The sequence below is a fragment of the Pseudomonas lalkuanensis genome (assembly GCF_008807375.1).
GTDB classification, from domain to species: domain Bacteria; phylum Pseudomonadota; class Gammaproteobacteria; order Pseudomonadales; family Pseudomonadaceae; genus Metapseudomonas; species Metapseudomonas lalkuanensis.
The window spans coordinates 2,818,494-2,844,461 of record NZ_CP043311.1 but is presented as its reverse complement, the minus strand read 5'-3'; the positions used below and the strand labels follow the sequence as shown (position 1 = coordinate 2,844,461).

Below are 25,968 nucleotides of genomic sequence, written 5' to 3'. Positions count from 1 at the left end.
AACCCACTTCAAGGAGCCACAATGAACGCCCTGGTTACCTATCAGGTTGAAGACAACCTGGCCCTGATCGGCCTCGCCCGCCCGCCGGTCAACGCTCTTGGCCAGCCCCTGCGTGCTGCTGTTCTCGAAGCCTGCGAGCGCGCGGCGACCGACATGGCCGTCAAGGCGATCGTCCTGCATGGCGCCAACGGCCTGTTCAGCGCCGGAGCCGACATCAGCGAGTTCGGCAGCGATGCATCCTTCGCCGCCCCCGATCTGCCCGCCCTCCTCCTGCGCCTGACGCAATTGGACAAGCCACTGGTTGCAGCCATCGGCAAACTCGCTCTCGGCGGAGGTCTGGAACTGGCCCTGGCCTGTGGCTACCGCATTGGCGAGCCCGGCACGCGCGTCGGCCTTCCTGAAATCAACCTCGGCCTGCTCCCCGGTGCCGGCGGTACCCAGCGCTTGCCGCGCCTGATCGGTGCCCAGGCAGCACTCGACATGATGCTCTCTGGCGCACCGGCGGGCGCCGACAGTGCGCTCACGCTCGGCATTCTCGACCGGCTTTCGGCAAGTGCCGACAGCCTGCTCGACGAGGCCCGAGCCTTTGCCCATGAACTGGTCGCCAACCGGGCGCCCGCACGTCCCGCCGCGCCTTTCCCGGCGCCCGCCGAAGGTCTGCCCGAGGACTTCCTTGCCCGCTTCCGCCAGGACAACGAGCCGCGCTGGAAGAGCCGCCTGGCACCGCGCCTGGTGCTTTCGGCGGTGGAAGCCGCCTGCCTGCTACCGCTGGAGGAAGGCCTGGCCCGCGAGGTGGCGCTGTTCAAGCAGGCCGAAGCCTCGAGCCAGTCCCAGGCCCTGCGTCACGTGTTCTTCGCCGAGCGTGAGGCCGGGCGGATTCCGGGCATCGATGGCGCCACCCTACTCCGCCCGATCCGCAAGGTCGCCGTGATCGGCGCCGGCACCATGGGTGGCGGTATTGCGATGAACTTCGCCAATGTCGGCATCCCGGTGACCCTGCTGGAGCGCCAGGGCGAGGTCCTGGATCGCGGCCTGACTCAAATCCGCAAGAACTACGAGATCAGCGTCAAGCGCGGCAAGCTGACCGAGGCCAAGCTGGAGCAGCGCATGGCCCTGCTCGGTGGCACCCTGGACTATGCCGACCTGGCCGACGCCGACCTGGTGATCGAGGCGGTGTTCGAGAAGATGGAGATCAAGCAGGACGTCTTCCGTACCTTGGACCGGGTGTGCAAGCCCGGCGCCATCCTCGCCACCAACACCTCGTCCCTGGACGTCGACCAGATCGCCGCGGTGACCTCCCGTCCGCAGGATGTGATCGGCCTGCACTTCTTCAGCCCGGCCAACGTCATGCGCCTGCTGGAAGTGGTGCGTGGGCGCAAAACCACGCCGGACGTGCTGGCCACCACGCTGAAGATGGGCCGCATCATCGGCAAGATGCCGGTGGTATCCGGCGTCTGCTTCGGCTTCATCGGCAACCGCATGCTCGAACCCTACTCCCGCGAAGCCCATCGCCTGGTACTGGAAGGCGCAACCCCGGCCCAGGTGGACGGCGTGCTCACCGGCCTCGACCTGAACATGGGCGTGTTCAGCATGCTCGACCTGGCCGGCGTCGACGTGAACTTCCTGGTGCGCGACTCCAACCGCGCCGCCTTCGCCCATGACGACAGCTACTGCCGCCTCGGCGACGAGCTCTATGCCCTGGGCCGCTATGGCCAGAAGACCGGTCGCGGCTTCTACGCCTATGAAGGCCGCAACCGCCAGGACGACTACGAAGTCGTGGCACTGGCCGAACGCCTGGCCGGCGAGCTGCATATTGCCCGCCGTCCCATCAGCGACCAGGAAATCCACGACCGCTGCCTGTTCATGCTGATCAATGAGGGCATCCAGCTGCTGGACGAAGGCATCGCCCTGCGCGCCAGCGACATCGACCTGGTGTGGATCAACGGCTATGGCTTCCCGGCCCACCTGGGCGGCCCCATGTACTACGCCGAACAGCTCGGCCTGGACAAGGTGCTGGCCGGCATCAGCCACTTCCGCCAGGCCCTCGGCGAATACGGCGAGATGTGGTTCCAGCCCGCGCCGCTGCTGGAACGCCTGGTGGCCGCCGGCAAGCAACGTATCGAACCGCTCTGACTCCATGTGGCCGGGGGAGTCCCCGGCCCATTCGACATTCAAGGAATCCGCACATGAAAGAAGCCGTCATCCTCTCCACCGCGCGCACGCCCATCGGCAAGGCGTTTCGCGGTGCCTTCAACGCCACCACCGCGCCGACCATGGCCGCCTTCGCCATCGGCGCCGCCGTCGAGCGCGCCGGTATCGACGCTGCAGAAATCGAAGACCTGGTGATGGGCACCGGCATGCCCGCCGGCACCGCCGGCTGGAACCTCGGCCGCATGAGCGTGCTGGCCGCCGGCCTGCCGATTAGCGTCGGCGGCCAGACCCTCGACCGCCAGTGCGCCTCGGGCCTGATGGCCATCGCCACCGCCGCCAAGCAGATCGTGGTGGACGGCATGGCCGTGACCATCGGCGCCGGCCAGGAGCACATCAGCCTGGTGCAGAACCGCCACATGGAATGGGTGGGCGAGTACCACGACTCCCAGGTCATCAAGCAGGTGCCCCACGCCTACCTGCCGATGCTGCAGACCGCCGAACTGGTGGCCGAACGCTACGGCATCAGCCGTGAGGCCCAGGACGCCTACTCCCTGCAATCCCAGCAGCGTACCGCGGCGGCCCAGGGGGCCGGCCTGTTCGAGGGCGAAATCGTCCCGGTCACGGTCACACGGCAAATCGTCGACAAGGCCAGCGGCGCCATCAGCTTCGAAGACGTCACCCTCGCCCAGGACGAAGGCAACCGTCCGCAGACCACTCTCGAGGACCTGGCCCGGCTCAAACCGGTGATCGAAGGCGGCTGCATCACCGCCGGCAACGCCAGCCAGCTGTCCGACGGCGCCAGCGCCTGCGTGCTGATGGACGGCCGCCTCGCCGAACAGCGCAACCTGGAGCCGCTGGGGGCCTATCGTGGCATGGCGGTGGTGGGCCTCGCGCCGGAAGAAATGGGCATCGGCCCGGTACTGGCCGTGCCCCGTCTGCTCAAGCAGCACGGCCTGAAGGTCGACGATATCGGCCTGTGGGAACTCAACGAAGCCTTCGCCTGCCAGGCCATCTACTGCCGCGACCGGCTGGGCATCGACAACGCGCGATACAACGTCAACGGCGGCGCCATCGCCATCGGCCACCCCTACGGCATGAGCGGCGCGCGGATGGTCGGCCACGCCCTGCTGGAGGGCAAACGCCGTGGCGTGAGGTACGTCGTGGTGACCATGTGCGTGGGTGGCGGCATGGGCGCCGCCGGCCTGTTCGAAGTGTTCTGATGAGCGTCTTCGCCCCCTTCTCCCTGGCCAGCCGCACCGTGCTGGTCACCGGAGCCTCCAGCGGTATTGGCGCCCATCTCGCACGCGTTGCCGGCCACGCCGGTGCCCGCGTGGTTCTCGCGGCGCGTCGTGTGGAGCGCCTGCAACAACTGGCCGAGGCCATCCGCCGTGAAGGCGCTCAGGCGCTGCCGGTGGCCATGGACGTCACCGACCGCGCCAGCGTAGAAGCCGCCTTCGACGCTGCCGAAGCGGCCTTCGGGCCGGTGGACGTGGTGCTCAACAACGCCGGCATCGGCAATGGCCAGCGGGTGCTGGAGATCAGCGAGGATGACTGGCGCGCCATGCTCGCCACCAACCTCGACGGCGTCTGGCGCGTGGCCCAGTGCGCCGCTCAGCGCCTGGCGCGTGCTGAGCGCCCGGGCAGCATTGTCAATATCGCTTCCATGCTGGGCCTGCGGGTCGGCACCGGCTACAGCCACTACTGCGCGGCCAAGGCCGGCGTGGTCCAGCTGACCAAATCCCTGGCGCTGGAACTGGCGCGCTACAACATACGCGTCAACGCCATCGCCCCGGGTTACTTCACCACCGAGATGACCGACGGCTACTTCGACAGCGAGAAAGGCCAGGCCTATATCCGCGAGGCGGTGCCCATGCGCCGCCTCGGCCGGCTGGTAGAGCTGGATGGCCCCTTCCTGCTGCTGGCCAGCGAAGCCGGCGCCTACATGTCCGGCGCGGTGCTGGCGGTGGACGGCGGGCAACTGGTGGGTAGCCTGTAGCAATGCTGGGGGCGTTCTGGCACGGCCGGCGCGCCCCTCCTGCGCAATCCCGCTCGGTGAGCGGGCCCTTCCCTCCCCCCCGGACTAATCCACCAGCTTCAACAACGCCGCCCGCACATGCTCAGGCATGGTCGTCGACGGGTTGCTGGCACGGTCGACATAGACGTACACGATGTAGCCCGCTGCAGAATCCGATCACGCAATCGACCGAGCGGGCCTTGGCGGTCTCCACCGCGGCTAGGATCACCGACTCGGGCGGGTCGGCCTGCACTTCGGAAAACACCGTTACCTGCAAGCGGTCACGTTCCAGTTCAGCAACTGCAGAATCCAGCAAGTGCGCTTTCAGGACACCGGGGTCGGTGACGATCAATACCGATTGGCAGCCCATGCTTCGTACAGGCGCCGCGAGACGGCGCGAAGCCCCGCACTCGATAAGGATGGATTTGGTGGTGTTGAACGCCAGGGTGCGCATGGGACGCCTCGCGAATTGTGCGTAGGGGTTGGTACCGCTGGAGCACCTTAGGCGCGATTTCCTTTTGCGCGCCCCTCCCCAGATGGGAGGCGTTCCATTGCAGGTGCGTTCCTAGAATGCGATCTCCCCCCACCAGAACAACAAACGGAGACCGCGATGAAGATGAACTTCTCCCGAGTCATGGGCCAGACCGCCTTGCGTTACGCCGACCAGGAAGCCCTGGTGAATGTCGAGCGCAATCGGCGCTACCGCTTCGACGAGCTGCATCGGCTGACCAACCGCATCGTCAACATGATGCGCGGGCGCCTGGACCTGCGCCGCGGCGATACCGCCCTGTGCATCCTGGAGAACGACAACCTCTCGTTGCTGCATGCCTGGACCGCGTTCAAGGGTGAAGCGGCCATCGCCCAAACCAACATTCGCGACTCTCTCGAGGAGCATCGTTGGCAGGTGGAGTTCATCCGGCCCAAGGTGGTCTTCATCGAGACCGAACTCCTGGACCGCTACGGCGAAATGCTGCGCCAGAGCGGAACCCGCGTCGTCTGCATGGACCTTCCTCCGGCTCGGCATGCCTATGCCCGTTACTTCTGGGACCTGCTCGAAGGCGTTACCGAGGAAGAGCCCGGAATCGAGTCGGATGTGCATGAGGATGTGCTGCTCTACCGCTTCACCGGCGGCACCACCGGGCGCAGCAAATGTGCCCGCTACACCATCGACAATTGGCTGGCGGCACGGGATTCCATGTACGCCGACAGCGAGCAGGGTCAGGCTTTCAATGAACGCACTCGCTACCTGCACATCGCTCCCATCAGTCACGGCTCCGGGCTTTCGCTCTTGCCGACGCTGTTCCGTGGCGGCTGCACCGTCACCCAGAACACCGCCGACCTGAAGGCCTGGTGCCGCAACGTCGAGGCCGAACGCATCACGACCGCGCTGATGGTGCCGACCCTGGTGGGCTGGCTGCTGGAACTGCCGGAAGCCACGCAATACGACCTCTCCAGCTTGCAGACACTCTTCTACGGCGCTGCGCCCATGAGCCCGGCCAAGCTGGAGCAGGCCCAGGCACGCTTCGGCAACATCTTCTTCCAGCTCTACGGCTCCACTGAATGCGCCCAGGCGGTCTGCACCCTGACCAGGGCCGATCACCTGACCGCCATCCAGACCGGCCGCCTCGCGTCCGCCGGACGCCCCACCACCGGCATCGAACTGGCGGTGATGGACGATGCCGGCAAACCGGTCCCGCGCGGCACCACCGGCGAGATCTGGCTGCGTGGACGGGGCACGATCTCCGGCTACCACCACAACCCGGAAGGCACCGCCGCCGAGTTCCACAACGGCTTCTGGAAGTCCGGCGACCTGGGCTACCTGGACGAGGCCGGCTACCTGTTCATCGTCGACCGCAAGAAGGACGTGATCATCACCGGCGGTTTCAATGTCTATGCGGTGGAAGTGGAAGCGACCCTGAACGCCCATCCGGCCGTGTCCATGTCCGCGGTGGTCGGCGTGCCCCACGACAGATGGGGCGAGGCCGTGCATGCCGAGGTGGTACTCAAGCCAGGCATGAAGATCGCCGAGGAGGAACTGATCGAACTGGTGAAGGAACGCTTGGGACGCTTCAAGGCGCCTAAGTCGGTGACTTTCGTCGATGCCCTGCCCCTGAGCGCGGTGGGCAAGGTGCTGCGCCGGCAGGTGCGCGAGCGCTACTGGAAGGATCAGGCGCGACGGGTGTCCTGAGTGAATGCTGGTTGTGCTGGAGCCCCGGCTATATGCCGGGGCTTTTCATTTGGCCCCAGAAAGCCACGTCCTGGGACAGCGGATCTTCCCGAGCTCCGGGCCTGACCCTGGGGCGAGTCACCCCCTATGGTCTGAGCCGATCACCTTCGTCGACGCGCTGTCCGCGCCATTGGAAGGATCCGGTGCGGCGGGTTTCCTGCACTCCCCTGCGCCGTGCTCGCCGCCAGAATGAGTAGAAACTCCCCAACAAAAAAAGGCGGAACCAGTCGAGCCGGTTCCGCCCCAGGACTCCCCGTCAAAGTTAGCGCACGCCAGCGCCTGCCAAGCTGTCCGGAGTCCAGCGGGAATCCGAAGTCATCTTGTCGGCTACCTTCAGGCCGCCCGTGCCAGGCCAGATGTTGATGTAGTAGGTGCCAGCGATGAGGTCGTAGTGACCCGAGGTCGTGGTATTGATCGCCTCGGCATCGTAGAGGGTGGTGAGGTAGGCGAATCCAGGGCGCCACAGTTGCCCACGGCCGTCGTACTGGTCGTTGGAGAGTACGGCCCAGCTGTCCTCGTCGACGTAGAAGGTGCGGCGGGAATAGATGTGGCGCGCCCCCGGTTTCAGGGTCGCTTCCACCACCCAGACGCGGTGGAGTTCCCAGCGCACGAAGTCCGGGTTCACGAACTTGCTGCCGAACACCGAATCTGGATCTGGCGCGTAGGTAAAGCGGTAGGTGTTGTAGGGAACGTACATTTCCTTCTTGCCGACCAGCTTCCAGTCGTAGCGGTCCATCCGGCCGTTGAACAGGTTGACGTCGTCGACGGTAGACATGCCAGAGGTACTGGGGTTCGGCGTGTCATAGGCCAGGTCAGGTGCCAGGCGTACACGGCGCTGGCCAGGCAGGTACTGGTAGGCGCGGCGGCCTTTCTCGGCGTCCACGCTCTCGAAGGTCATCACTGCCTCGCCAGCGCGGCGAGCCGGTCCGGTGTAGTTGGCACGGGCACGGGTGTAGATGATCGGATCGCTATTGGCCTGGTCGTAGAAAGGGCTTTCGAGTGTCCAGATGCCCTGGGTCGAAAGCACGCGCTTGCCGGCGGCGTCGATGTTGAAGGCGGAGTACTTGGGAATCACAAAGGACATGCCCTGGTAGCGCGTTATGTGATTGATCATGACTTCGACACCGTTCTTCGGAATCGGGAACGGAATCCCGCCACCCGCGCCTACGGGGGTGTAACCGTCATCACCCAGCTTGGCGCGGGTGGCATTTTTCGCGGTGCCTTCAATGATGGTCTTGGGGTAGGCGACGCTGCGATGGGTCGGATAGACATCCATCCGGAAGCCGGGAAGCTTCTTGAGGATGGCCTTCTGGCCTTCACTCAGCCGATCGGCGTATGTGTCCATATTCGACGCATCGATGCTGAACAGCGGCTTCTCGTTGGCGAATGGGTCGGGGCGCACGCCTTTGCTACTGTCGAAGCCGGGCGGCGGGGTCGTCAGGCCACCAGTGTATGCGGGAATGCTGCCATCCTTGTTACCCGCCATCTCGGCGCCGATCGGCGTCAAGGTCGTTCCCAACTGCTTCGCCTCTTCCGCAGACACTGCAGCATGGAGCACGCCTGTATGCACGGCCAGAAGGCTGGCCGCGAGCAGGGTTCTTGTCAGTCTAGTCATGTCTCCACCTTCTAAGGTTGTGATGTTCAGCAGCCACGCGACGCACTGTCCGGGGAAACGCGCCCTGGTCGGTCAGCGTGAGCGCGGGCTTGCCAGACACCCCGGAAACAAGTGCCGCATGGGGGCTGGAGTCTGGGTTTCCAGACGCCTCATGTGACGTCCTGTCGGGTGTTGGCAGGTTCTTTTTATCCAAGAGCCCAACCATTCCGCCCCCCCCTAAACGGCGATTGGGGAGGGGGTGTCGCGCTAGCCGAAAACACCCCGCGAAGGCTTCCCGAACAGGCAGCACAAGACACCACGCCCCCGGTTGCGGGAGCATGGTGTCCAGGACTGGAACAGTGCTAGTTGGCAGACGCTGCGGGGCGCCTTTCATCAGTCCTTGCGGTATAGGGTCACTACACAGGCGCCACCGATCCCGATGTTGTGCTGCAGAGCGATGCGCGCGCCCTCTACCTGGCGCTGCTCGGCATGGCCGCGCAGTTGCTGGACCAGTTCGGTGCACTGAGCCAGGCCTGTGGCGCCGATGGGGTGTCCCTTCGAGAGCAAGCCGCCGGACGGGTTGACCACATACCGGCCGCCGTAGGTGTTGTCGCCGTCATCGACGAACTTCTGGGCACCACCTTCCGGGCACAGGCCGAGGGATTCGTAAGTCAGCAGTTCGTTCTGTGCGAAGCAGTCGTGCAGTTCCACCACGTTGACGTCTTCGGCGCCGATACCTGCCATCTCGTAGACCTGGCGGGCGGCCGCGCGGGACATCGAGAAGCCCGCGACATCGCGCATATCGCCAGACTTGAAGCTTTCCGCGCCATCGGTGGTCAGCGCCTGGCCGGCAATGGAAACGCCGGACTCCAGGCCATGTTTCTTCGCATAGGACTCGCTGCAGAGCACCACGGCAGCGGCGCCACAGGTGGGTGGGCACGCCATCAGGCGAGTCATGACGCCCGGCCAGACGACCTGATCGGCCAGGACGTCTTCGGTGCTGATTACCTTGCGGAAAACGGCCTTGGGGTTGTTCGCAGCATGGCGACTGGCCTTGGCGCGGATCTTGGCGAAGGTTTCCAGCGGGGTGCCGAACCGTCTCATGTGCTCAATACCGGCGCTGCCGAAGATACGCAGGGCGCCCGGGATTTCGGCGGCACCGGGAATCGCTTCGTTGCATTGGTTCAGGAACAGGTCCAGCGGGTTCGGGCGGTCGGCGAAGGCGCTATTGATAGCGCCGGGAATCATCTGCTCGAAACCGACGGCAAGCACGATATCCACCATGCCGCTGGCGATAGCCTGGTTGGCCAGATAGAGGGCGGTGGAGCCGCTGGCGCAGTTGTTGTTGACATTGATCACCGGGATGCCGGTCATGCCCACGTTGTAGAGCACACGCTGGCCACAGGTGGAGTCGCCGAAGACGTAGCTGGCGTAGGCCTGCTGAATTGACTCGTAACCCACTCGCGCGTCCGCCAGGGCAAGACGGACCGCCTGCTCGCCCATTGCCACGTAAGTCTCGTTCTGGCCAGGCTTGACGAAGGGAATCATCCCGACTCCGGCCACTACTACTTTCTGTTGCATCGATTGTCTCCTCGAGTTCGGATCGCCAGCTGGCGGCTATGTGGCGCCGGCGGGCGGTTGAAGGCGCCAGAGGGAAACCTGGGCTACTCACGGTAGCCCGCCGGCCTCCCCTTCGCCCCTCCCTCTTGGGACGACCTGCGAGGAGTAGGACCCGCCCTCCTCCCGGCACGTCAGACGAAGGCGCCGATGCCGGTCAGCGCCCGGGAGATCATCAGTTTCTGGATCTCGGTGGTACCGTCGGGGATCGGGATGACGATGGCTTCCCGCGCAAGACGCTCCACGTCGAATTCCTTGGTCAGGCCGTTCCCGCCATGTAACTGGACTGCGTCGCGGCACACCTTCACCGCCATCTCGGTCGCAAACCACTTGGCCATGGATGATTGCACATCGCAGCGGATTCCAGCGTCCATCATCGAGAAGGCGCGGAAGCACATGAGGCGTGCGGCATCGGTCAGGGTGGCCATTTCGGCGATCTTGGCCGCCACCAGTTGATGCGCGGCGATGGGCTTGCCGAATTGATGGCGCTCTTTCGAGTAGGCGATGGACGCCTCGAGTGCGGCGCGCATCAAGCCGACGGAGAGCATGCCGACGTTGGCGCGGGCCTTCTCGAACAATTTCATCGTGTTCTTCAGACCCGCGCCCTCCTCCCAGACGATGTTGCGCGCCGGTACGCGTACGTCATCGAAGAACACCTGGGCGGTGGATTGGCCGTTGAGCGCGATCTTGTCGATGTTGCGCGTCTGGTAGCCGTGCTCCTCGCGGTCGACCAGGATGTGCGACAGCGCTTTTTCGCCGGTGCGGACGGTGGTGATCAGGAAGTCGGAGTAGTGGCCGTTCGAGATCCAGGTCTTCTCGCCCTTGATGATGAAGTGGTCACCGTCGCGCCTGCCGGTGGCCTTGATGTCGGCCACGTTGGAGCCCACGTCCGGCTCGCTGATGCAGAAACCGCCGAAGGTGCGGCCGGCCATGATGTCCGGCAGGTAACGTTCGCGCAAATGGGCCTGGGATTCCGGAAGCTCGGCGAGGGTGACCGCCATGCCCTTGTTGATCATCACGCACAGGCCGATGTCCACGGAAACCGCGCAGAGCTCCTCGAACATCATGGCCTCGGTCACCAGGCTCATGCCCAGGCCGCCATGTTCCGCGGCCACGCTTACGCCGGGCAGGCCGAACTCGGCGATGCCCTGGGTGATCTCGCGCATGCGGTCTTTCGGAATGTGCTGGTCTCGGTAGCGGCGGGCGACAGGACGGACCTCGGCGTCGAGGAACTTGCGAAAGCTCTCCACCGCAAGCCGTTGCTCTTCGTTCTGCAAGCAAATTTTCATCGGTGTCACTCCTTGAGGCTCCAGGAGCCGGCGATGCGTCGGTTCATCTCTGGCTCACATGCTGCGTGGGCCATGTGTCAGCCCATTCGTTCGAATGCGTTTCCCTGGCCTGATCAATTCGCCAGTCGCTTCGACGTTACGTGAGTCCCACAGTCATGCCCCCCCCATGTTCGAGGGGAAAGGAGGAGGTGCCTCGAAGGGCTGGAAAGCTTCGCGGGAGAGGCAATGCCGAAACGACAGGACCAGGCACGTGGCCTGGTCCTGTCGTTTCGGGAAACCGCTGCGAGCGAGGCGACTGCGCTCACTCGAAAATGATGGTTTGCTTCGCGTGCAACCAGGCTTCGGCATGTGCCAGGTAGTGGCTCTCGATGACGTTGCGCTTGATCTTCAGGGTCGGGGTCAGGAAACCGTTCTCGATCGTCCAGGCATCCTTCACCACCACCGCGTAATCCAGCTGCTGGTGCGATTCCAGGCCCGCGTTGACGCTGTCGAGCAAGGCCTCCAGTTCGCCTTGCAACTGGGCGCGGCCCTGGGGGGTGGCGGCCAGGCTGCGCCCGTCCGGCGACAACATCAGGAGGGCGAACGGCTGCGGCTGCGAGGGGCCGGTCACGCAGACTGCCTCCACCGCGCGATGGCCAAGCTTGTTCTCGATGGGCGCCGGCGCCACGTACTTGCCCTTGCTGGTCTTGAACAGTTCCTTCACCCGTCCGGTGATCTTCAGCCGCCCTTCCTCGTCCAGGATGCCGCGGTCACCGGTCTTGAAGTAGCCGTCGGCGGTCATGCTCTCGGCGGTCAACTCCGGCTGTCGGTAATAGCCCATCATGCGAGTGGGGCAATCGACCAGGACTTCCCCCTCTTCGGAAATGCGGCAGCGCACACCCGGCAGCGCCTGGCCCACGTAGCCCACACGCACCTGGCCGGGCCGGCTGTAATGTGAGTAGCAGAAGTTCTCCGACATGCCGTAGACGTCCAGCAACTCCAGGCCGAGGTTGCGGTACCAGCTAACGATTTCCGGCGGAAGCGGCGCCGAGCCCGTGAAGGCAATGCGCGTGCAGTCCAGTCCGAGCATGACCAGCACCTGCTTCCTCAGCGCGGCACCCGCCTCGCACTGGCTGAACAGCAGCGTCCGTTGTTCGGCGGGCATCCTTGCGTTGACCGCTTGGTAAAACTTCGTCCAGAGCCTGGGCATCGAGATGAACACCGATGGCCTGGCCCTGCACAGGTCCCGGCTGAAAGTCTCGAGGCTGTCGTTGAAGAACACCTGGACGCCATGGCAAAGGGAATTGGATTCGACCGACGACCGCTCCGCCGCATGGGCTAGCGGCAGGTAGGACAGCAGGCGGTCATCCGGGCCCAGTTGGCAGAATTCTCCGCCGCCAAGTCTGGCATAGGCATACATGCTGCCGAAGCTGTGCATCACGCCCTTGGGCGTGCCGGTGGTACCGGAGGTATAGATGATGGTCGCCAGTTGTTCAGGGGCTGGCAGCTCGATGTCCTGGAGCGGTTGCTGATTCGCTACCACTTCTTCCCACTGGCGGTACTTACCCTCGGGCGCCAGGGGTAAGGCGATGACGGGCACACCGGACGGGAGCATTTCCTGGATGTTGCTGCCGACTTCCATGCGGCCGAGGAACAGGAGGCGAACCTCGGCATGATCGAAGACGTAGCCCACGGAGTCCGCGCTCATCGTCGGGTACAGCGGAACCGACACATGGCCTGCCATCCAGGTCGCCAGGTCGGCGATGATCCAGTGGGCGGTGTTCTTCCCGAGGATGGCGATGCTGCTGCCAGCGGGCAGTTGCAGGGACTTCAGGTAGGCCGCCATGCGCCGCGCCTGGTCGCCCACCTCGCGCCAGCTGTATTCGGTCAAGCCATCAGCGACGGGTTGGTTCAGGTAGATCGCATCGGGGCGTGTTGCTTCCCAATGCAGGAAGCGATGGAGCAAGGTCGTCGAATTGTTGTTGTTGTTGTTCATGCAACGTTCCTTCCTAATCATTTCGAGTCGCAGCCCGGCATCCCGAGCGCAACTACTGCTGAACGGCCGGATCAGGGATCGGCTCAGGCTGCCGAATCGGCTGATTCGACCTGCGCCGTTCACATTCCGCACCAATCACGCAGCACGGCCTCCGAGTCCTGGCCGCGGACCGGTATCGCGGCTGGCGTAGCCGGCTGGGTGACGGAGAAGCGCGGCGCAGGATTGGCCTGCAGGACGCCGTCGATCCGGCTGTATACGCCGCGCTCGACCAGGTGAGGATGCCGTGCGGCTTCGTCGAGATCGAGCACCGGGGCAAAGCACGCGTCGGTGCCTTCCAGCAAGGCGCACCACTCGTCGCGGGTCCGGGTCAGGAACAGCTCGGCGAATCCTTCATGCAACCGCGGCCATTGGGCCGGATCATGGCCCTTGGCAAAGGCCGGATCATCCTTCAGGCCGATCTTCTCCAGCAACAGCTTGTAGAAGCGCGGCTCCACCGCGCCGACAGAAATGAACTTGCCGTCCGCGCAGCGGTAGGTCCGGTACCAGTGAGGCCCGTCCAGCAGGCTCACGCCGCGTTCGTTGTGCATCTGCCCGGCCGACTTCAGACCCAGCATCAGGTTGAGCATATGGGCACTGCCGTCGACGATCGCGGCATCCACCACCTGCCCCCGGCCGGTCGCGCGCGCATTCATGATGCCCGCCAGCAGACCCACCGCGAGGTAAAGCGAACCGCCGCCTATATCGCCAACCAGGCTTGGCGGGGACATTGGCGCGTCGCCGGGTTGCCCAGACCACCACAGGGCGCCCGAAAGAGCGATGTAGTTGAGGTCGTGGCCGGCAGCCTGGGCCAGCGGACCGTGCTGGCCCCAGCCGGTCATGCGGCCATAGATCAGTTTGGGATTGCGCGCGAGGCAGACATCCGGCCCCAGGCCCAGCCGCTCCATTACGCCCGGCCGCATGCCTTCGATCATGGCGTCACAGCTTTCCACCAGGCGCAGCACGGTTTCCACGCCTTCCTGGTGCTTCAGGTCGACGGCAATCGAACGTTTGCCACGGTTGCATACGGCATGCTTGCCCAGATCCAGGTCTTCGGGGCCCGCAGCCAGGCGATCCACCACCACGACATCCGCACCGAGATCGGCGAGCAGCATGCCGCAGAACGGTGCCGGTCCAAGACCCGCGATCTCCAGAATTCTCAGCCCCTTGAGGGGACCGCTGCGCTCTTGTGCCATAAATTCCACTCTCCACGGGCTGGCGCCGCCAGCCGTTCTCATTGCTTTGACGGGCCAGGCCGTTGCTGATGTCGCCGCAGCGCGTGTCAGGCGAACACGCGCAGGATGGTTTCCGCTACGCAGGCCGGTTTGGCCGCACCCTCGATCTCCACGGTCATCTCGTAGGTGATCTGGGCACCGTTGCCTTCCAGCGGCTCCCAGGACTGCACCTTGAAATGCCCACGCAGGCGGCTGTTCACCGGCACCGGCTGCACGAAGCGAACCTTGTTCAGTCCGTAGTTCACACCCATCTTCACGTTGCGCACCTCGAAGGCATTGGTCATGAAGGTCGGCAGCAGGCTGAGGGTCAGGAAGCCGTGGGCGATGGTTCCGCCGAAGGGGCCTTTGGCGGCGCGTTCGGGATCGACGTGGATCCATTGGTGGTCACCGGTCGCCTCGGCGAAGGTGTTGATGCGTTGCTGGTCGATCACCACCCAGTCGCTGGTGCCCACGACCTCGCCGACAAGGCCTTGCAGTGCGGTCAGAGATTCATAGCTTTTCATCGGGTACTCCCTATCGTTTCTTGTAGAAGTTCAAGCGCGCAGCTCGGCTTGCAGCGCCGCCGCGCAGGCCGCCTCATGGCTGTCGCTGCTGCCCAGCAGCAAGTCGGCGACCATGGCGTGCTTGAAGTAATGGCCCACCAGGTACTCCTCGGTCATGCCGATGCCGCCGTGGAGCTGGATGCCCTGGCCGCAGACCAGCTTCGCGGCGCGGCAGATCAGCATCTTGGCGCTGGACAGGGTCTTGTCGCGCACGGGTGGGGTGTCGTTGACCATGGAAGACAGCGCGACATGCAGCATCGAGCGCGCGATCTCCATTTCCGCGGCCATGTCGGCCATGCGGTGCTGGAGCGCCTGGAACGATCCGATGGGCACGCCGAACTGTTTGCGCACCTTGAGGTATTCGGCGGTGACCTCGAGGGTCCTTTCCATGCTGCCGATCAGCCCGGAGCACAGCACGACGATGCCGTAGGCAAGCCCCTCCTGAAGGACGGCGAGCCCTTTGCCGGCGTCGGCCAGCAGGGCTTCGGCCCCCACTTCGACGCCGTCGAAGTTCAGCTCTTCCACCCAGGTTCCATCGTGCAAGGGCAGCGCCTGGCGCTCCAGCCCGGCGCTATTGGCGTCCACCAGCAGCAGGCTGATGCCCTGAGTGCCGGCGATCCTCGCGGAAACGATGAACGCATCGGCACCGTCGGCCCCCATGACCAGGCTCTTGAGACCATACAGGGTGAAACCCTCGGCACTGCGCTCGGCACGCAGGGCAACCGTTTCCGGCATGCCGCGCGAGCCGGGCTCGCTGTAGGCCAGGGCAACACGGCTGCTCCCTTCCACCAGCAGCGGCAACAGTCGCTCCTTCTGGGCGGTGTTGTCGCACGCGGCCAATGTCTGGGCGGCCAGGACGGCACAACCCAGGTAGGGTTCCAGCACAAGCGCACGCCCCAACTGCTGGGCGATGATCGAGGTCTCCAGTACAGAGCCACCGAGGCCGCCGAATGCTTCGGGCAGGCCTGCCATCAACCAGCCGTTGGCGGCGAAGCTGCCCCAGTTGTCAGCACTCCCATTCTTCCCGGCCTTCAGCAGGGCTGTGCGGGATTCAAAGCTGTAGGACTTGTCGACGTAGCGACGCACGCTGTCCTGCAACAGCTGTTGTTCCGAAGTCAGATCGAAATCCATACCCGTTTCCTGCTCTTAAAGTTGGAACAGCATCTTGGCGATGATGCCGCGCTGCACTTCGCTGGTACCGCCATAGATGGTCGAGGCGCGGCGGAAGAACATTTCGTTGGCGATGCCGTTGGCCAGGGTCTGCAAGGGGTAGTTCGCTGGCGGGTTCGGCTCGTGGGGGTGCGGATAGGCGATCGCGCCGTAGTCCCCCAGTGCCTCGACATGGGCCTCGGTGATGCGTTGCTGGAACTCGGTGGCGCGGATCTTCAGCATCGAGCCCAGGGTGTGGGACTCCGGACGGTGTTCCTGCTCCAGGCGGGCGACGCGCTGCACGAGCATTTCCAGCGCCTGCAGCTCGGCGTCCAGGCGCGCCAGTTTCAACGCGAACTCCGGGCGCTCAAGAAGCAGGCGGTCACCCACGTGCAGCGTGGATGCGAACTGCTTCAACTCGCGCATGTAACGCTTGAGTTCGGGCAGGTCGGCGGCAGTCGCATGCTCGTTGTTGAGTAGGAACTTGGTGATGCTCCAGCCCTGCCCCTCCATGCCGATCAGGTTGCCTACCGGCACCCGAACGTTGTCGAAGAAGGTCTCGTTCAGGTGGTGTGCATCGTCGATGCTGCGAATCGGGCGAACGGTAATACCGGGGGTTTTCATGTCCACCAGCAGGAAGCTGATGCCGGCCTGCTTCTTCACATCCGGGTTGGTGCGCACCAACAGGAAGATCCAGTCCGCATGGTGGGCGTAACTGGTCCAGATCTTCTGGCCGTTGACCACGTAATGGTCGCCGTCCCGCACGGCGCGGGTCTGCAACGACGCCAGGTCCGAGCCGGAACCCGGCTCGGAGAAGCCCTGGCACCACAGGCGCTCGCCATTGAAGATGGCCGGCATGTGCTGCGCCTTCTGCTCTGGCGAAGCGAAGGCATTGAGCACCGGCCCGAGCAGCTTGTGCACGAAACCGTCCTGGGTTGGAGTGCCCGCGGCGCTGCACTCGTCATCGAACACCAGGATCTGCGGCACGGTCCAGCCGGTGCCGCCATGTTCTTTCGCCCAGTAGGGTGCGCCCCAGCCGCGATCGTTGAGGACTTTCTGCCAGCGCATCACCTCTTCGCGGGGCGAGCGGGTGGCACGGCGCAACCCCTTGAGGTCCGCCGGCACGTCCTGGAGGAAGCGTCTGACTTCCTGGCGGAACTCCGCCAGGCTGGAGTCGGGAGTGAAATCCATGATCCGTCCTCAGTTCTTGCGATACAGGGTGACCACACAGGCACCGCCGATGCCGACGTTGTGTTGCAGGGCCACGCGTGCGCCTTCGACCTGGCGTTGTTCGGCCTGGCCACGCAGCTGCTGGACCAGCTCGGTGCACTGGGCCAGGCCAGTGGCGCCGATCGGGTGGCCTTTGGAGAGCAGCCCGCCAGAGGGATTGACCACATAGCGGCCGCCGTAGGTGTTGTCGCCGTCATCGATGAACTTCTGCGCGCCGCCTTCCGGGCACAGGCCCAGGGATTCGTAGGTCAGCAGTTCGTTGTGGGCGAAGCAGTCATGCAGCTCCACCACGTCCACCTCGTCGGCACCGATGCCGGCCTGTTCGTATGCCTGGCGGGCCGCCGCGCGGGACATGGAGAAACCGGCCAGGTCGCGCAGGTCGCCAGACTGGAAGGTCTCCTGGCCATCGGTGGTCAGGGCCTGGCCGGCAATCCAGACGCTGGAGTCCAGGCCGTGCTTCTTGGCATAAGCCTCGCTGCACAGCACCGCCGCGGCGGAACCACAGGTGGGCGGACAGGCCATCAGGCGGGTCATGACGCCAGGCCACATCAGCTGATCGGCCATCACCTCTTCGGTCGTCACCACCTTGCGGAACACGGATTTCGGGTTGTTCGCGGCATGGCGGCTGGCCTTGGCGCGGATCTTGGCAAAGGATTCCATCGGCGTGCCGAAACGCTTCATGTGTTCCACGCCGGCGCTGCCGAACAGGCGCAGTGCATTCGGGATGCCGACGGACTCCGGCAGGGCGGCGTCGCATTGCTGCATGAACAGGTCCAGCGGCGACGGCCGGTCATTGAAGGTATTGCCCAGGGCGCCAGGATTCATCTGCTCGAAGCCTACGGCCAGGACGATGTCCACCATGCCGCTGGCGATGGCCTGGTTGGCCAGATAGAGGGCGGTGGAACCGCTGGAGCAATTATTGTTGACGTTGATCACCGGGATGCCGGTCATGCCCACGTTGTAGAGCACGCGCTGGCCGCAGGTGGAGTCGCCGTAGATGTAACTGGCAAAGGCTTGCTGGATCGACTCGTAACCCACGCCGGCGTCCGCCAGGGCAAGACGTACCGCCTGCTCACCCATTGCTACATAGGTGTCGCTCTGGCCCGGCTTCACGAAGGGAATCATGCCTACGCCGGCGACTACGACTTTCTGCCTCATGTCTTTCTCCTCAGCTTTGGGTATCCCACCGGCCATTCGGCGCGTCCCCGGACTCGCCGGGCGGCAGGCTTTCGAGTCTCAAGAGTAGGCATGCCGTTCCCGGCACCGCCCCTCTCTATTAGGGGAGGGGAATCGGACGCCCCTACCCTCTTGTTCATTGCGGTTCATGGCGCAATTACAAGACGATCGCCACGAAGTCTTGCATTTCGGCTGAACGCGGATGGTTGCAACGACGAAGTGACCGCATCACGGTGCGCAGTACCGGGCGAAGCGACGCATGAAGGGCCCGGCTTCGATTAAAACCGGCATCCGCACCCGCCATCTCCGAATGCCATCCGGCGCTCCTGATTGGAATGACAGGCCGGCGGGGCCGCTTCCCTACCGGCCCCGTCGGTCTTCATCCGCCATCGGTATCGCGCCGGTGTAAGCCAGGCCTTCCTTGGCAAGGAAGCGTCGAACCGCCTCAGCATGGTATTGGCTGGCCCCGCACAGTGACTGGGCCGATGCTTCCAACTGATTCATGGTCGCACGGTCGGTCTCGAACGAGCGGTTCAGCAAGGACTTGGCCAGGGCCAGGGCACGTGGCGGTGCATTGTCGAACTGGCTGGCGTGGGACAACGTGCGTTCCATCAGTTCTTCCGCGGGCGCCAGCGCCTGGGCCAGACCAATGGAGAGGGCTTCTTCGGCGCCGATCGCACGGGCGGAAAACACGATCTCCTTTGCCCGGGCCAGCCCCACCAGGCGGGGCAAGACGTGGAACATCGACAAGTCCGGTACCAGCCCCATGCTCAGGAAAGAGGCCATGAAGCGGGTGCGCGGCGTCACGAAGATGAAATCCGCCGCCAGTGCCAGGGAAAATCCAGCCCCCACCGCAGGACCATCGACGGCCGCTATGACGGGCTTTTCCAGCTCGATCAACGCGCTGAACCAGCGCTGGTGGCCGAGCACCGTATCGCGGCCGAAGAACACCGGATCGTCGCACGACGAGTCGCCTGCCAGATCCGCACCGGAACAAAAGGCGCCACCGGCTCCGGTCAGCACCACGGTGCGTACCGCCACGTCGTCCCGCGCCATTGCGACGGCATGCAGCATGCCCCGGGCGACGGCCCCATCCAGGGCATTGCGCTTTTGCGGACGGTTCAAGGTGATGACCGCCGTCGTGCCAATCTTTTCGTACAGCACTGCTTCGTCCGTCACATCCATTTCCTCCGTGTTGGAGACCGAGCCGGGAAACTCCCCGGCTCGGAATCTGGTCGATCGTTTGTCTAACCGGCCGTATCGACCGCCAGGATTACAGGTTGCGGGCGATGATCACTTTCTGGATGTGGCTGGTGCCTTCGTAGATCTTGGTCACGCGGACGTCGCGGCAGTAGCGCTCCACCGGGAAGTCGCTCAGGTAGCCGTAGCCGCCATGGATCTGCAGCGCGTCGGAACAGACCTTCTCGGCGATCTCGCTGGCGAACAGCTTGGCGATGGAGGCTTCCTTGGCGCAATGCACGCCGGCCTGGTGCAGGCGCGCCGTGTGCAGCACGTAGTTCTGGGCCACTTCATACTGCGCGGCCATGTCGGCCAGGTCGAAGGCCACGCCCTGCAGGTTGATGATCGGCGCGCCGTAGGCTTCGCGCTCCTTGGCGTACTTCACCGCAGCTTCCAGGGCGGCACGGGCGGCGCCCACGGCAATGGCGGCGATGCCAATCCGGCCTTCGGACAGGGTGGCCATCAGGCGCTTGTAGGCGCTGCCCTCCTCGGCCAGGATGTTTTCCGCCGGCACCCGGCAGTTGTCCAGCTGGATGGCGGCCACGTGGGCGGAACGCTGGCCCATCTTGCTCTCGACGCGAGTCACGACATAGCCGGGTTCGCGCGGATCGACGATGAACATGGTCGGCCCCTTGCGGCCTTCGGAGGTGTCGGTGAAGGCGGCAAAGGCGAACGCGATGCCTGCTTCGCTGCCGTTGGAGATGAACTGTTTGCTGCCGTTCAGCACGTAGCTGTCGCCTTCGCGGCGCGCGGAGGTGCGGAAGGCGGCGGTGTCCGAGCCCGCGTGGGGTTCGGTGAGCAGGCCGGCGGCGATGAGATCGCCGGAAATCATCCCGGCCAGGTACTTGTCCTTTTGCGCCTGGGTACCGAAGCGCGAGAACATATCGGCCATGCCGTTATGGACATGAAGGATGGTGGCGAAGCCGGCGTCGGCCGCGGCGAACTCCTGGATCGCCAGGCAATACTCCGGGAACGACATGCCCGCGCCGCCGGCCTCGGCGGGAACGTGCATGCTGAGGAAACCGAGTTCGGCCACCGCCTTGAGCTCCTCGGTCGGCCAGGCACCGGTGCGGTCGCGTTCGGCGGCCGTGGCGGCCACGACTTCCTGAGCCACCTTGCGGGCCGTGTCACGGATCATGATTTCCTGTTCGCTCAGGAATACTGCAGATGTATCGCTCATATTCTTCCCCTTGATCTAGGTCGACGTACCAATGCATTGCGGTGCGACTGCCATAGTTGCGCTTGCCGGCCCGGCGCCACCGCCGGGATGTCACCGGCGGTGGCCAGGCCGCGAGGCGGGCATGGCACTTGGCGCAATGTCCACAGCTTGGGGGCGGCAAACCTGCGTCCGCGCCCCCCCTCTCGGTAGGGGAAACCTTCCTGGAGGAATTCCGGCTACTTCAGAAGTCCCTGCTGTCGGGCCAGAGAAATCGCGGCATAGCGGCTCGATACGCCCAACTTGGCGAGGATGTTCTTCACGTTCCATTTCACGGTGCCGAACGTGATGTTGAGCGTCAGCGCGATGCGCTTGTTCGACATCGCCTGGGACACCAGACCGAGGATTTCCAGCTCCCGCGGGGTCAGGTTGATGCGTGGCAGATCTGCCTGACTGCGCGTGGGCACGGCAATCGTGGGCGCCTCTTCATCCGAGCCGTTGCATGCCCGCAGGCGGTCCAGGTAAGCGGCCAGCGGTACTTCCGGTTCGAGCTCCTGGCACCATGCCGCCAATTGCGCCATCACCGCCGGTCCCTCGTCCAGGAGGGTGCGCACCAGCCCGAGCCGCTCGGCGGTTTCGACAGCGGCCCGCAAGCTTTCCCGGGCGGCATCCTGGTGTCCCAGTTCACGGTGAGCCCGCGCCGCCAGCAGGCGAACCTTGACCAGGGTACGCACGCGCCCCGACCTTTCGGCGAACGCACCGACTGCCGCCAGGTCTTCCAGGGCCCAGGCAGGGTCATGCTGGGCGAGCGCCAGGCGGGCGCGGGACAAGGCAGCAATGGCGGAGATCTCGCCACGGGTTTCAGCGGTCGCGTGCTGTGTCGACTCCAGGGCCGCCAGCAGGGCCACCAGTTCAGTGGCTCGACGTACCTCGCCCTGGCCAAGCAGCAGATTGACCTGTTCGGCCAGCATCAACGCCTGCGGGCGATCCAGACCCATTACCTGGAAATGCGCGGCCTGTGACTCGAGGAAATCCAGGGCCGCACGAGGTGTCTCGCGTATCACCGCGATGCGGGCGCGGCAAATCGAAGCGCGGGCCATCACGTCCGGCATGGAGGAGCGAAGGATGCCGCTGCGATTGGCGAGCACCCGCAACGCGTCATCGAGATGGTCCAGTTCGTAAGAGGCATCGCAGAGGGTCGCGGCGCACAGGCTGGCCGACACCGAGCCACGCCCGTACGACTCTTCCGCGCGCGCGAGAATGCTCGCACCCAATCGTTCGGCCTCGCGCGCGTCGCCTTCCTTGAGGAAGGCAAGGGCACGTGTGCTTTCGAAGACCATGGCCATGTCATTGTCACGGTCCTCGGCATGGATAGGCTGCTGCGCATAAAGCCGCCGGGCGTCCTCCTGGCGTCCAACGGCGAGATAGGCGGTCGCCAGAGCCGAGAGGCTGATGTAACGCAATGAGCGGTTCTCCAGCGGTGATTGCTGGGAGGGCTCCAGAAGGCTGATCACCCGTCGGGGCTGGTCCAGTTGAAGGGCGATGGCCGCGTCCGCAAGGGTGAACTTCGACGATACGGCCGGATTGCGCGCCGCCTCGGTGCGGCGAATGCGTTCGAGCCAGCGCTGCGCCTTGTCCGGTCGCGCGGTGAACGCGTAGGTCAGGCAGCCGATGATGAACAGCCGGGGATGGGAGAACAGGGTCTCCTGCGGCAGGCGCTCCAGCAGGTGAAGCATGGGGCTGATATAGGCCATGCTCCAGTTCGTCGAGATCGCCTCCTCCATGGCCTTGACCGCATAGTCCAGGTCACCGCCCAGGTTGGCGTGGCGCACCGCCTCCACCAGATAGTCGCGCTCGGCGAACCACTGGCTGGCGCGCTGATGCAACGCCTCCACCTGGAGGTCGCTCCGCGATGACAGGCGCTGTGCGAGGAACTCCCCGAACAACGGATGGAAACGGTACCAGGGAACGTTGTCGTTGGACTCGATGCGGTGGATCAGCAGGTTCTCATCCTCGGCACGCTTTATCAGCTCGTGTGCACGCGAGCTGCCGGTGACGAATTGGGCAAGATCAGGGTTGAAGCGGCGGAAGAGCGAGACCTTCTCCATGAAATCGATCAGTCCGGGCGGCAGGCAGGCCACTACGTCTTCCGCAAGGTAGGCCTGCAAATCGTTGGATTTCCAGAGGATCGAACGAAGCTGCGATCGCTTGCTCGGGCGCACCCGCAGCATAGTGGCGATCGGCTGCAGGGCGGCCGGCCAGCCGTTGGTCAGGTCGTGGATCAGGCGTTCTTCGTCGGCACTGAGGGTCAGGCTGCTGAGGTTCTGCTGGAAGAAATCCCTCGTCTCGTCCAGGTCGAAAGGCAGTTCGGTGAAATCGATCTCGGCCACGTTACCCTGCATGCGCAGGCGCCCAAGGCTGAGCGACGGCGTGGATCGGGAGGCAATGGTCAGGTGCAGGTTGGCCGGGCAATGGTCCAGCAGCTTCTGCATCAACCGGTGGGCTGCGGGCGACTCCACATGCTGGAAATCATCGATCAGCAGATGCAGCTCCCTGCCGATGCTCTGCGCCTCGCGGGTGACGATGGCGATCAGGGCGTTGGTCGACTGCTCGCTGCCATCGCTGTTCAGCCACTCCGGATCGATGCGCAGCCCCAGGCGCTGGAGTGCCGAGAGCAGGTAGGCCAGGAAACTGGCGAACTGCCGGTCGTCAAGGCTGAAGGCGATCCAGGCCACGTCGAGCCCGGCACGCATCAGTTCCAGGCGCCATTGCGCAAGCAGGATGGTCTTGCCGAACCCCGCCCCTCCGGTGATCAGCGTGGCGATCCCGCGCTGACCCTCCTGCAGGCGTGCCAGCAGTTGCCCCCGGGCGATGTGCCGCGCGTTGAGCCGCGGAGGTGAGAATTTGGTCGCAACCAGCAGGTCCTCGGCATTGATGATTGTTGTATGCATGCTCGTGTTCTCCGCCCTTCTTCGTTTCTGTCACGGGTAGGCCCGACTGCGGCAGGAACCGGGCGTGGGCTGCACCCGGCTCAAGCGGTGGGACACCACCGGCATCCTGCAACAACCGCGTGGCAGCCGCCCCCGTCCGCAAGGGGGGGGGTGCGTCCCGAAGGGGCTCGCGTAAGTTCGGACTCAGGCAGAAACGCTGTTTGAATGACGAGTGAGGAGATGTGATGAGCGAGTCCGTTTCTTTTGAAGTGAAGGGTCAGGTGGGCTGGATCACCCTGACGCGTCCGAAAGCCATGAATGCCCTGAGCCGGGATATGCTGGAGGCCATGACCGCCCGCCTGCATGCCTGGGAAGCCGACACCAACGTGCGTGTGCTGGCATTGACCGGCACCGGCCCGGCCTTCTGCGCTGGCGCCGACCTGAAGGCGGCCGGCGCGCCGCAGCCCGGCGACCGGGACCTGCTGGACACCATCGTCGAGTTCTTCGACCTGCTGCGCGTATATCCGAAGCCGGTAATCGCCGCCGTCAATGGCCTGGCCCTCGCGGGCGGCCTGGAGACTGTCCTCTGCTGCGATCTCGTGATCGCGGCCGAGAGCGCCCGTTTCGGCGATGCCCATTCCAACTTCGGGGTGTTCCCCGGTGGCGGCGGCGCCGCAGTACTCCCGCGCAAGGTTCCGGAGAACGTCGCCAAGTACATGCTGTTCACCGGCGACTCCCTGCCTGCCCAGGACATGAAGGCCTATGGCCTGGTCAACGAAGTGGTGGCCGATGCCGAGCTCCTGGACCGCGTGCAGGCCATCGGCAATAAGCTGGCCGAGAAGAGTCCCCTGGTACTGCGCCGCATGAAGCGGGTGGCGAACGAATCCGGCGACAAGTCGCGCGCCGATGCGCTGCGCGATGAGCTGCTGGAGCTGCGCAACCACCAGCGTTCCCATGATCTAGCTGAAGGGCTGCGCGCGTTCGCCGAGAAGCGCAAGCCGGAATTCAAGGGCTACTGATCCTCGCGGCCTTAATCCGATAGTCGTGATCCGGCGAACGGATCACGAAGGAGTAAAGATGGAAGACGTATACATAGTCGGTGTCGGCATGACCGCTTTTGGCCGCCATACCGACAAGACCATCAAGCAACTCACCGCCTGGGCGGTCGAGGATGCCCTGAAGGATGCCAATTGTGACCGTAAATGGATCCAGGTGGCCTTCTTCGGCAACTGCACCCAGGGCCACTTCGATGGCCAGCACATGATCCGTGGCCAGGTGGCGCTGCTGCCCCTGGGCCTGGACAGCATCCCGATCTTCAACATCGAAGGCGCCTGCGCCTCCTCCAGCCACGCCTTCAACCTGGCTGTCACCCAGCTGCGCGCGGGCGCCGCCGACGTGGCCATCGCCGTGGGCGCTGAGAAGATGTTCTACAGCGACAAGATGAAGATGTTCTCCGCCTTCGAGTCTGCCTGGGACATCGAGACCTTCGAGGAGAACAAGAACTTCCTGGCGGCCATGGGCAAGGGCATCGTGCCGCCGCCCGGCTCCCAGTCCGACAAGCCCTACAGCCCCTTCATGGACGTCTACGCGGCCCTGGGCCGTGGCGGCCTGATGGAGCGCTACGGCATCACCCAGCGCCAATTGGCCGCCGTGTCCTCGAAGAACCACGGACACTCGGTGCACAACGAACGCTCGCAGTACCGCAATGCCATGAGCATCGAGGAAATCCTCGCCGCGCCGCCGATCACCTACCCCATCACCCTGCCGATGTGCTCGCCCATCTCCGATGGCGCCGCCGCCGCTATCCTCTGCACCGAATCGGCGCTGAAGAAATACGGCTTCGACAAAAGCCGCGCGATCAAGGTACTGGCCAGCGTGGTTCGTTCGGCTTCGGCCCGCGCCGCCGAGGAATTCGACAAGGGTTGCACCCACCTGGCCGGCAAGGCCGCCTTCGAGCAGGCCGGCATTTCCCCGCAGGACATCGACGTGGCCGAGGTGCATGACGCCACCGCCATCGGCGAGCTGCTCGCCCTCGAGTCCTTGGGCCTGTGCGAGCCGGGCATGAGCGGCGTGATGGCTGAACGCGGTGACTTCACCCTCGGCGGCAAGCTGCCGGTCAACCCGTCGGGCGGCCTGGAATCCAAGGGCCACCCCATCGGCGCCACCGGCATCGGCCAGATCTTCGAGCTGGTCGAGCAACTGCGCGGCGACTGCGGCAAGCGCCAGGTCGAAGGTGCGCGCATCGCCCTGCAGGGCAACGGCGGCGGCCTCTGGCGCGTCGAGGAATCGACCGAGCACGTTGGCATCTTCGCCCGCGCCTGACACTTGCGGGGACGGCGACCCGGAAAACCACGCATTTTCCCGCCGTCCCCCTCCTGACTAGCATTACAAGAGAGAGGAAACACACC

At 64.7% G+C, this 25,968-nt stretch carries 19 protein-coding genes; 6 read left to right on the top strand and 13 right to left on the bottom strand.

Annotated features, from left to right (window positions below; translation table 11 throughout):
- Positions 1-21 precede the first annotated feature (21 nt).
- From FXN65_RS13170 to FXN65_RS13160, 3 genes are read left to right on the top strand one after another with little or no spacing between them, the layout of a single operon-like run.
- Positions 22-2,133, top strand: coding sequence for a 3-hydroxyacyl-CoA dehydrogenase NAD-binding domain-containing protein (locus tag FXN65_RS13170; RefSeq protein ID WP_151133634.1), 2,112 nt, complete (start codon positions 22-24; stop codon positions 2,131-2,133).
- A gap of 53 nt (positions 2,134-2,186) precedes the next feature.
- Positions 2,187-3,371, top strand: coding sequence for an acetyl-CoA C-acyltransferase (locus FXN65_RS13165; RefSeq protein WP_151133633.1), 1,185 nt, complete (start codon positions 2,187-2,189; stop codon positions 3,369-3,371).
- Positions 3,371-4,147, top strand: a complete 777-nt coding sequence (locus FXN65_RS13160) for an SDR family NAD(P)-dependent oxidoreductase (RefSeq protein ID WP_151133632.1) — start codon at positions 3,371-3,373, stop codon at positions 4,145-4,147. The genes FXN65_RS13165 and FXN65_RS13160 overlap by 1 nt, the downstream gene beginning before the upstream one ends.
- Before the next feature lie 121 nt (positions 4,148-4,268).
- On the opposite strand, the gene FXN65_RS13150 is transcribed toward FXN65_RS13160, so the two are convergent.
- Complete coding sequence (locus tag FXN65_RS13150; protein WP_151133631.1) at positions 4,269-4,619, bottom strand: iron-containing alcohol dehydrogenase; 351 nt, start codon at positions 4,617-4,619, stop codon at positions 4,269-4,271.
- Positions 4,620-4,775: 156 nt separating this feature from the next.
- On the opposite strand from FXN65_RS13150, the gene FXN65_RS13145 reads away from it, so the two are divergent.
- Entirely contained in the window at positions 4,776-6,353 is a 1,578-nt protein-coding gene (locus FXN65_RS13145) for an AMP-binding protein (protein ID WP_151133630.1), read from the top strand.
- 301 nt (positions 6,354-6,654) lie between these two features.
- On the opposite strand, the gene FXN65_RS13140 is transcribed toward FXN65_RS13145, so the two are convergent.
- From FXN65_RS13140 to FXN65_RS13085, 12 genes are all read right to left on the bottom strand, one after another.
- Positions 6,655-8,007 (bottom strand): DUF1329 domain-containing protein, encoded by a 1,353-nt coding sequence (locus FXN65_RS13140; RefSeq protein WP_151133629.1) that lies wholly within the window; start codon positions 8,005-8,007, stop codon positions 6,655-6,657.
- A 372-nt stretch (positions 8,008-8,379) separates the two neighbouring features.
- Positions 8,380-9,567: a lipid-transfer protein gene (locus FXN65_RS13135; RefSeq protein WP_151133628.1), complete on the bottom strand. Its 1,188-nt coding sequence runs from the start codon at positions 9,565-9,567 to the stop codon at positions 8,380-8,382.
- 170 nt (positions 9,568-9,737) lie between these two features.
- Positions 9,738-10,892 (bottom strand): acyl-CoA dehydrogenase family protein, encoded by a 1,155-nt coding sequence (locus tag FXN65_RS13130; RefSeq protein WP_151133627.1) that lies wholly within the window; start codon positions 10,890-10,892, stop codon positions 9,738-9,740.
- A 301-nt stretch (positions 10,893-11,193) separates the two neighbouring features.
- A complete protein-coding gene (locus tag FXN65_RS13125; RefSeq protein ID WP_151133626.1) occupies positions 11,194-12,867 on the bottom strand; it encodes an AMP-binding protein in 1,674 nt (557 codons plus the stop codon).
- Positions 12,868-12,986: 119 nt separating this feature from the next.
- On the bottom strand, positions 12,987-14,099 hold the full coding sequence (locus FXN65_RS13120) for a CaiB/BaiF CoA transferase family protein (protein WP_151133625.1): 1,113 nt from the start codon (positions 14,097-14,099) through the stop codon (positions 12,987-12,989).
- 86 nt (positions 14,100-14,185) lie between these two features.
- Entirely contained in the window at positions 14,186-14,641 is a 456-nt protein-coding gene (locus tag FXN65_RS13115; protein ID WP_151133624.1) for a MaoC family dehydratase, read from the bottom strand.
- A gap of 30 nt (positions 14,642-14,671) precedes the next feature.
- Positions 14,672-15,811, bottom strand: coding sequence for an acyl-CoA dehydrogenase family protein (locus tag FXN65_RS13110; protein WP_151133623.1), 1,140 nt, complete (start codon positions 15,809-15,811; stop codon positions 14,672-14,674).
- 15 nt (positions 15,812-15,826) lie between these two features.
- Positions 15,827-17,020, bottom strand: coding sequence for an acyl-CoA dehydrogenase family protein (locus FXN65_RS13105; protein ID WP_151133622.1), 1,194 nt, complete (start codon positions 17,018-17,020; stop codon positions 15,827-15,829).
- A gap of 9 nt (positions 17,021-17,029) precedes the next feature.
- Positions 17,030-18,217 (bottom strand): lipid-transfer protein, encoded by a 1,188-nt coding sequence (locus FXN65_RS13100; protein WP_151133621.1) that lies wholly within the window; start codon positions 18,215-18,217, stop codon positions 17,030-17,032.
- 378 nt (positions 18,218-18,595) lie between these two features.
- Positions 18,596-19,414 (bottom strand): enoyl-CoA hydratase/isomerase family protein, encoded by an 819-nt coding sequence (locus tag FXN65_RS13095; protein WP_151133620.1) that lies wholly within the window; start codon positions 19,412-19,414, stop codon positions 18,596-18,598.
- 94 nt (positions 19,415-19,508) lie between these two features.
- A complete protein-coding gene (locus FXN65_RS13090; protein WP_151133619.1) occupies positions 19,509-20,654 on the bottom strand; it encodes an acyl-CoA dehydrogenase family protein in 1,146 nt (381 codons plus the stop codon).
- Positions 20,655-20,869: 215 nt separating this feature from the next.
- Positions 20,870-23,581 carry a LuxR C-terminal-related transcriptional regulator gene (locus tag FXN65_RS13085; RefSeq protein WP_151133618.1) on the bottom strand — a complete coding sequence of 904 codons (2,712 nt, stop codon included), beginning with the start codon at positions 23,579-23,581 and terminating at the stop codon, positions 20,870-20,872.
- A 224-nt stretch (positions 23,582-23,805) separates the two neighbouring features.
- Here FXN65_RS13085 and FXN65_RS13080 point away from each other — a divergent pair, with 224 nt between their 5' ends.
- Together FXN65_RS13080 and FXN65_RS13075 are read left to right on the top strand one after the other, a co-directional pair.
- Positions 23,806-24,579 (top strand): enoyl-CoA hydratase/isomerase family protein, encoded by a 774-nt coding sequence (locus tag FXN65_RS13080; protein WP_151133617.1) that lies wholly within the window; start codon positions 23,806-23,808, stop codon positions 24,577-24,579.
- 58 nt (positions 24,580-24,637) lie between these two features.
- Positions 24,638-25,882 carry a thiolase family protein gene (locus FXN65_RS13075; RefSeq protein ID WP_151133616.1) on the top strand — a complete coding sequence of 415 codons (1,245 nt, stop codon included), beginning with the start codon at positions 24,638-24,640 and terminating at the stop codon, positions 25,880-25,882.
- The last annotated feature ends 86 nt before the right edge of the window (positions 25,883-25,968 follow it).

Coding starts and splice junctions, on each gene's coding strand:
- FXN65_RS13130 (WP_151133627.1), bottom strand. CDS start 10,892: ATGAAAATTTGCTTGCAGAACGAAGAGCAACGGCTTGCGGTGGAGAGC.
- FXN65_RS13075 (WP_151133616.1), top strand. CDS start 24,638: ATGGAAGACGTATACATAGTCGGTGTCGGCATGACCGCTTTTGGCCGC.
- FXN65_RS13105 (WP_151133622.1), bottom strand. CDS start 17,020: ATGGATTTCACTCCCGACTCCAGCCTGGCGGAGTTCCGCCAGGAAGTC.
- FXN65_RS13115 (WP_151133624.1), bottom strand. CDS start 14,641: ATGAAAAGCTATGAATCTCTGACCGCACTGCAAGGCCTTGTCGGCGAG.
- FXN65_RS13100 (WP_151133621.1), bottom strand. CDS start 18,217: ATGAGGCAGAAAGTCGTAGTCGCCGGCGTAGGCATGATTCCCTTCGTG.
- FXN65_RS13140 (WP_151133629.1), bottom strand. CDS start 8,007: ATGACTAGACTGACAAGAACCCTGCTCGCGGCCAGCCTTCTGGCCGTG.
- FXN65_RS13160 (WP_151133632.1), top strand. CDS start 3,371: ATGAGCGTCTTCGCCCCCTTCTCCCTGGCCAGCCGCACCGTGCTGGTC.
- FXN65_RS13145 (WP_151133630.1), top strand. CDS start 4,776: ATGAAGATGAACTTCTCCCGAGTCATGGGCCAGACCGCCTTGCGTTAC.
- FXN65_RS13110 (WP_151133623.1), bottom strand. CDS start 15,811: ATGGATTTCGATCTGACTTCGGAACAACAGCTGTTGCAGGACAGCGTG.
- FXN65_RS13165 (WP_151133633.1), top strand. CDS start 2,187: ATGAAAGAAGCCGTCATCCTCTCCACCGCGCGCACGCCCATCGGCAAG.
- FXN65_RS13135 (WP_151133628.1), bottom strand. CDS start 9,567: ATGCAACAGAAAGTAGTAGTGGCCGGAGTCGGGATGATTCCCTTCGTC.
- FXN65_RS13125 (WP_151133626.1), bottom strand. CDS start 12,867: ATGAACAACAACAACAACAATTCGACGACCTTGCTCCATCGCTTCCTG.
- FXN65_RS13150 (WP_151133631.1), bottom strand. CDS start 4,619: ATGCGCACCCTGGCGTTCAACACCACCAAATCCATCCTTATCGAGTGC.
- FXN65_RS13080 (WP_151133617.1), top strand. CDS start 23,806: ATGAGCGAGTCCGTTTCTTTTGAAGTGAAGGGTCAGGTGGGCTGGATC.
- FXN65_RS13090 (WP_151133619.1), bottom strand. CDS start 20,654: ATGAGCGATACATCTGCAGTATTCCTGAGCGAACAGGAAATCATGATC.
- FXN65_RS13170 (WP_151133634.1), top strand. CDS start 22: ATGAACGCCCTGGTTACCTATCAGGTTGAAGACAACCTGGCCCTGATC.
- FXN65_RS13120 (WP_151133625.1), bottom strand. CDS start 14,099: ATGGCACAAGAGCGCAGCGGTCCCCTCAAGGGGCTGAGAATTCTGGAG.
- FXN65_RS13085 (WP_151133618.1), bottom strand. CDS start 23,581: ATGCATACAACAATCATCAATGCCGAGGACCTGCTGGTTGCGACCAAA.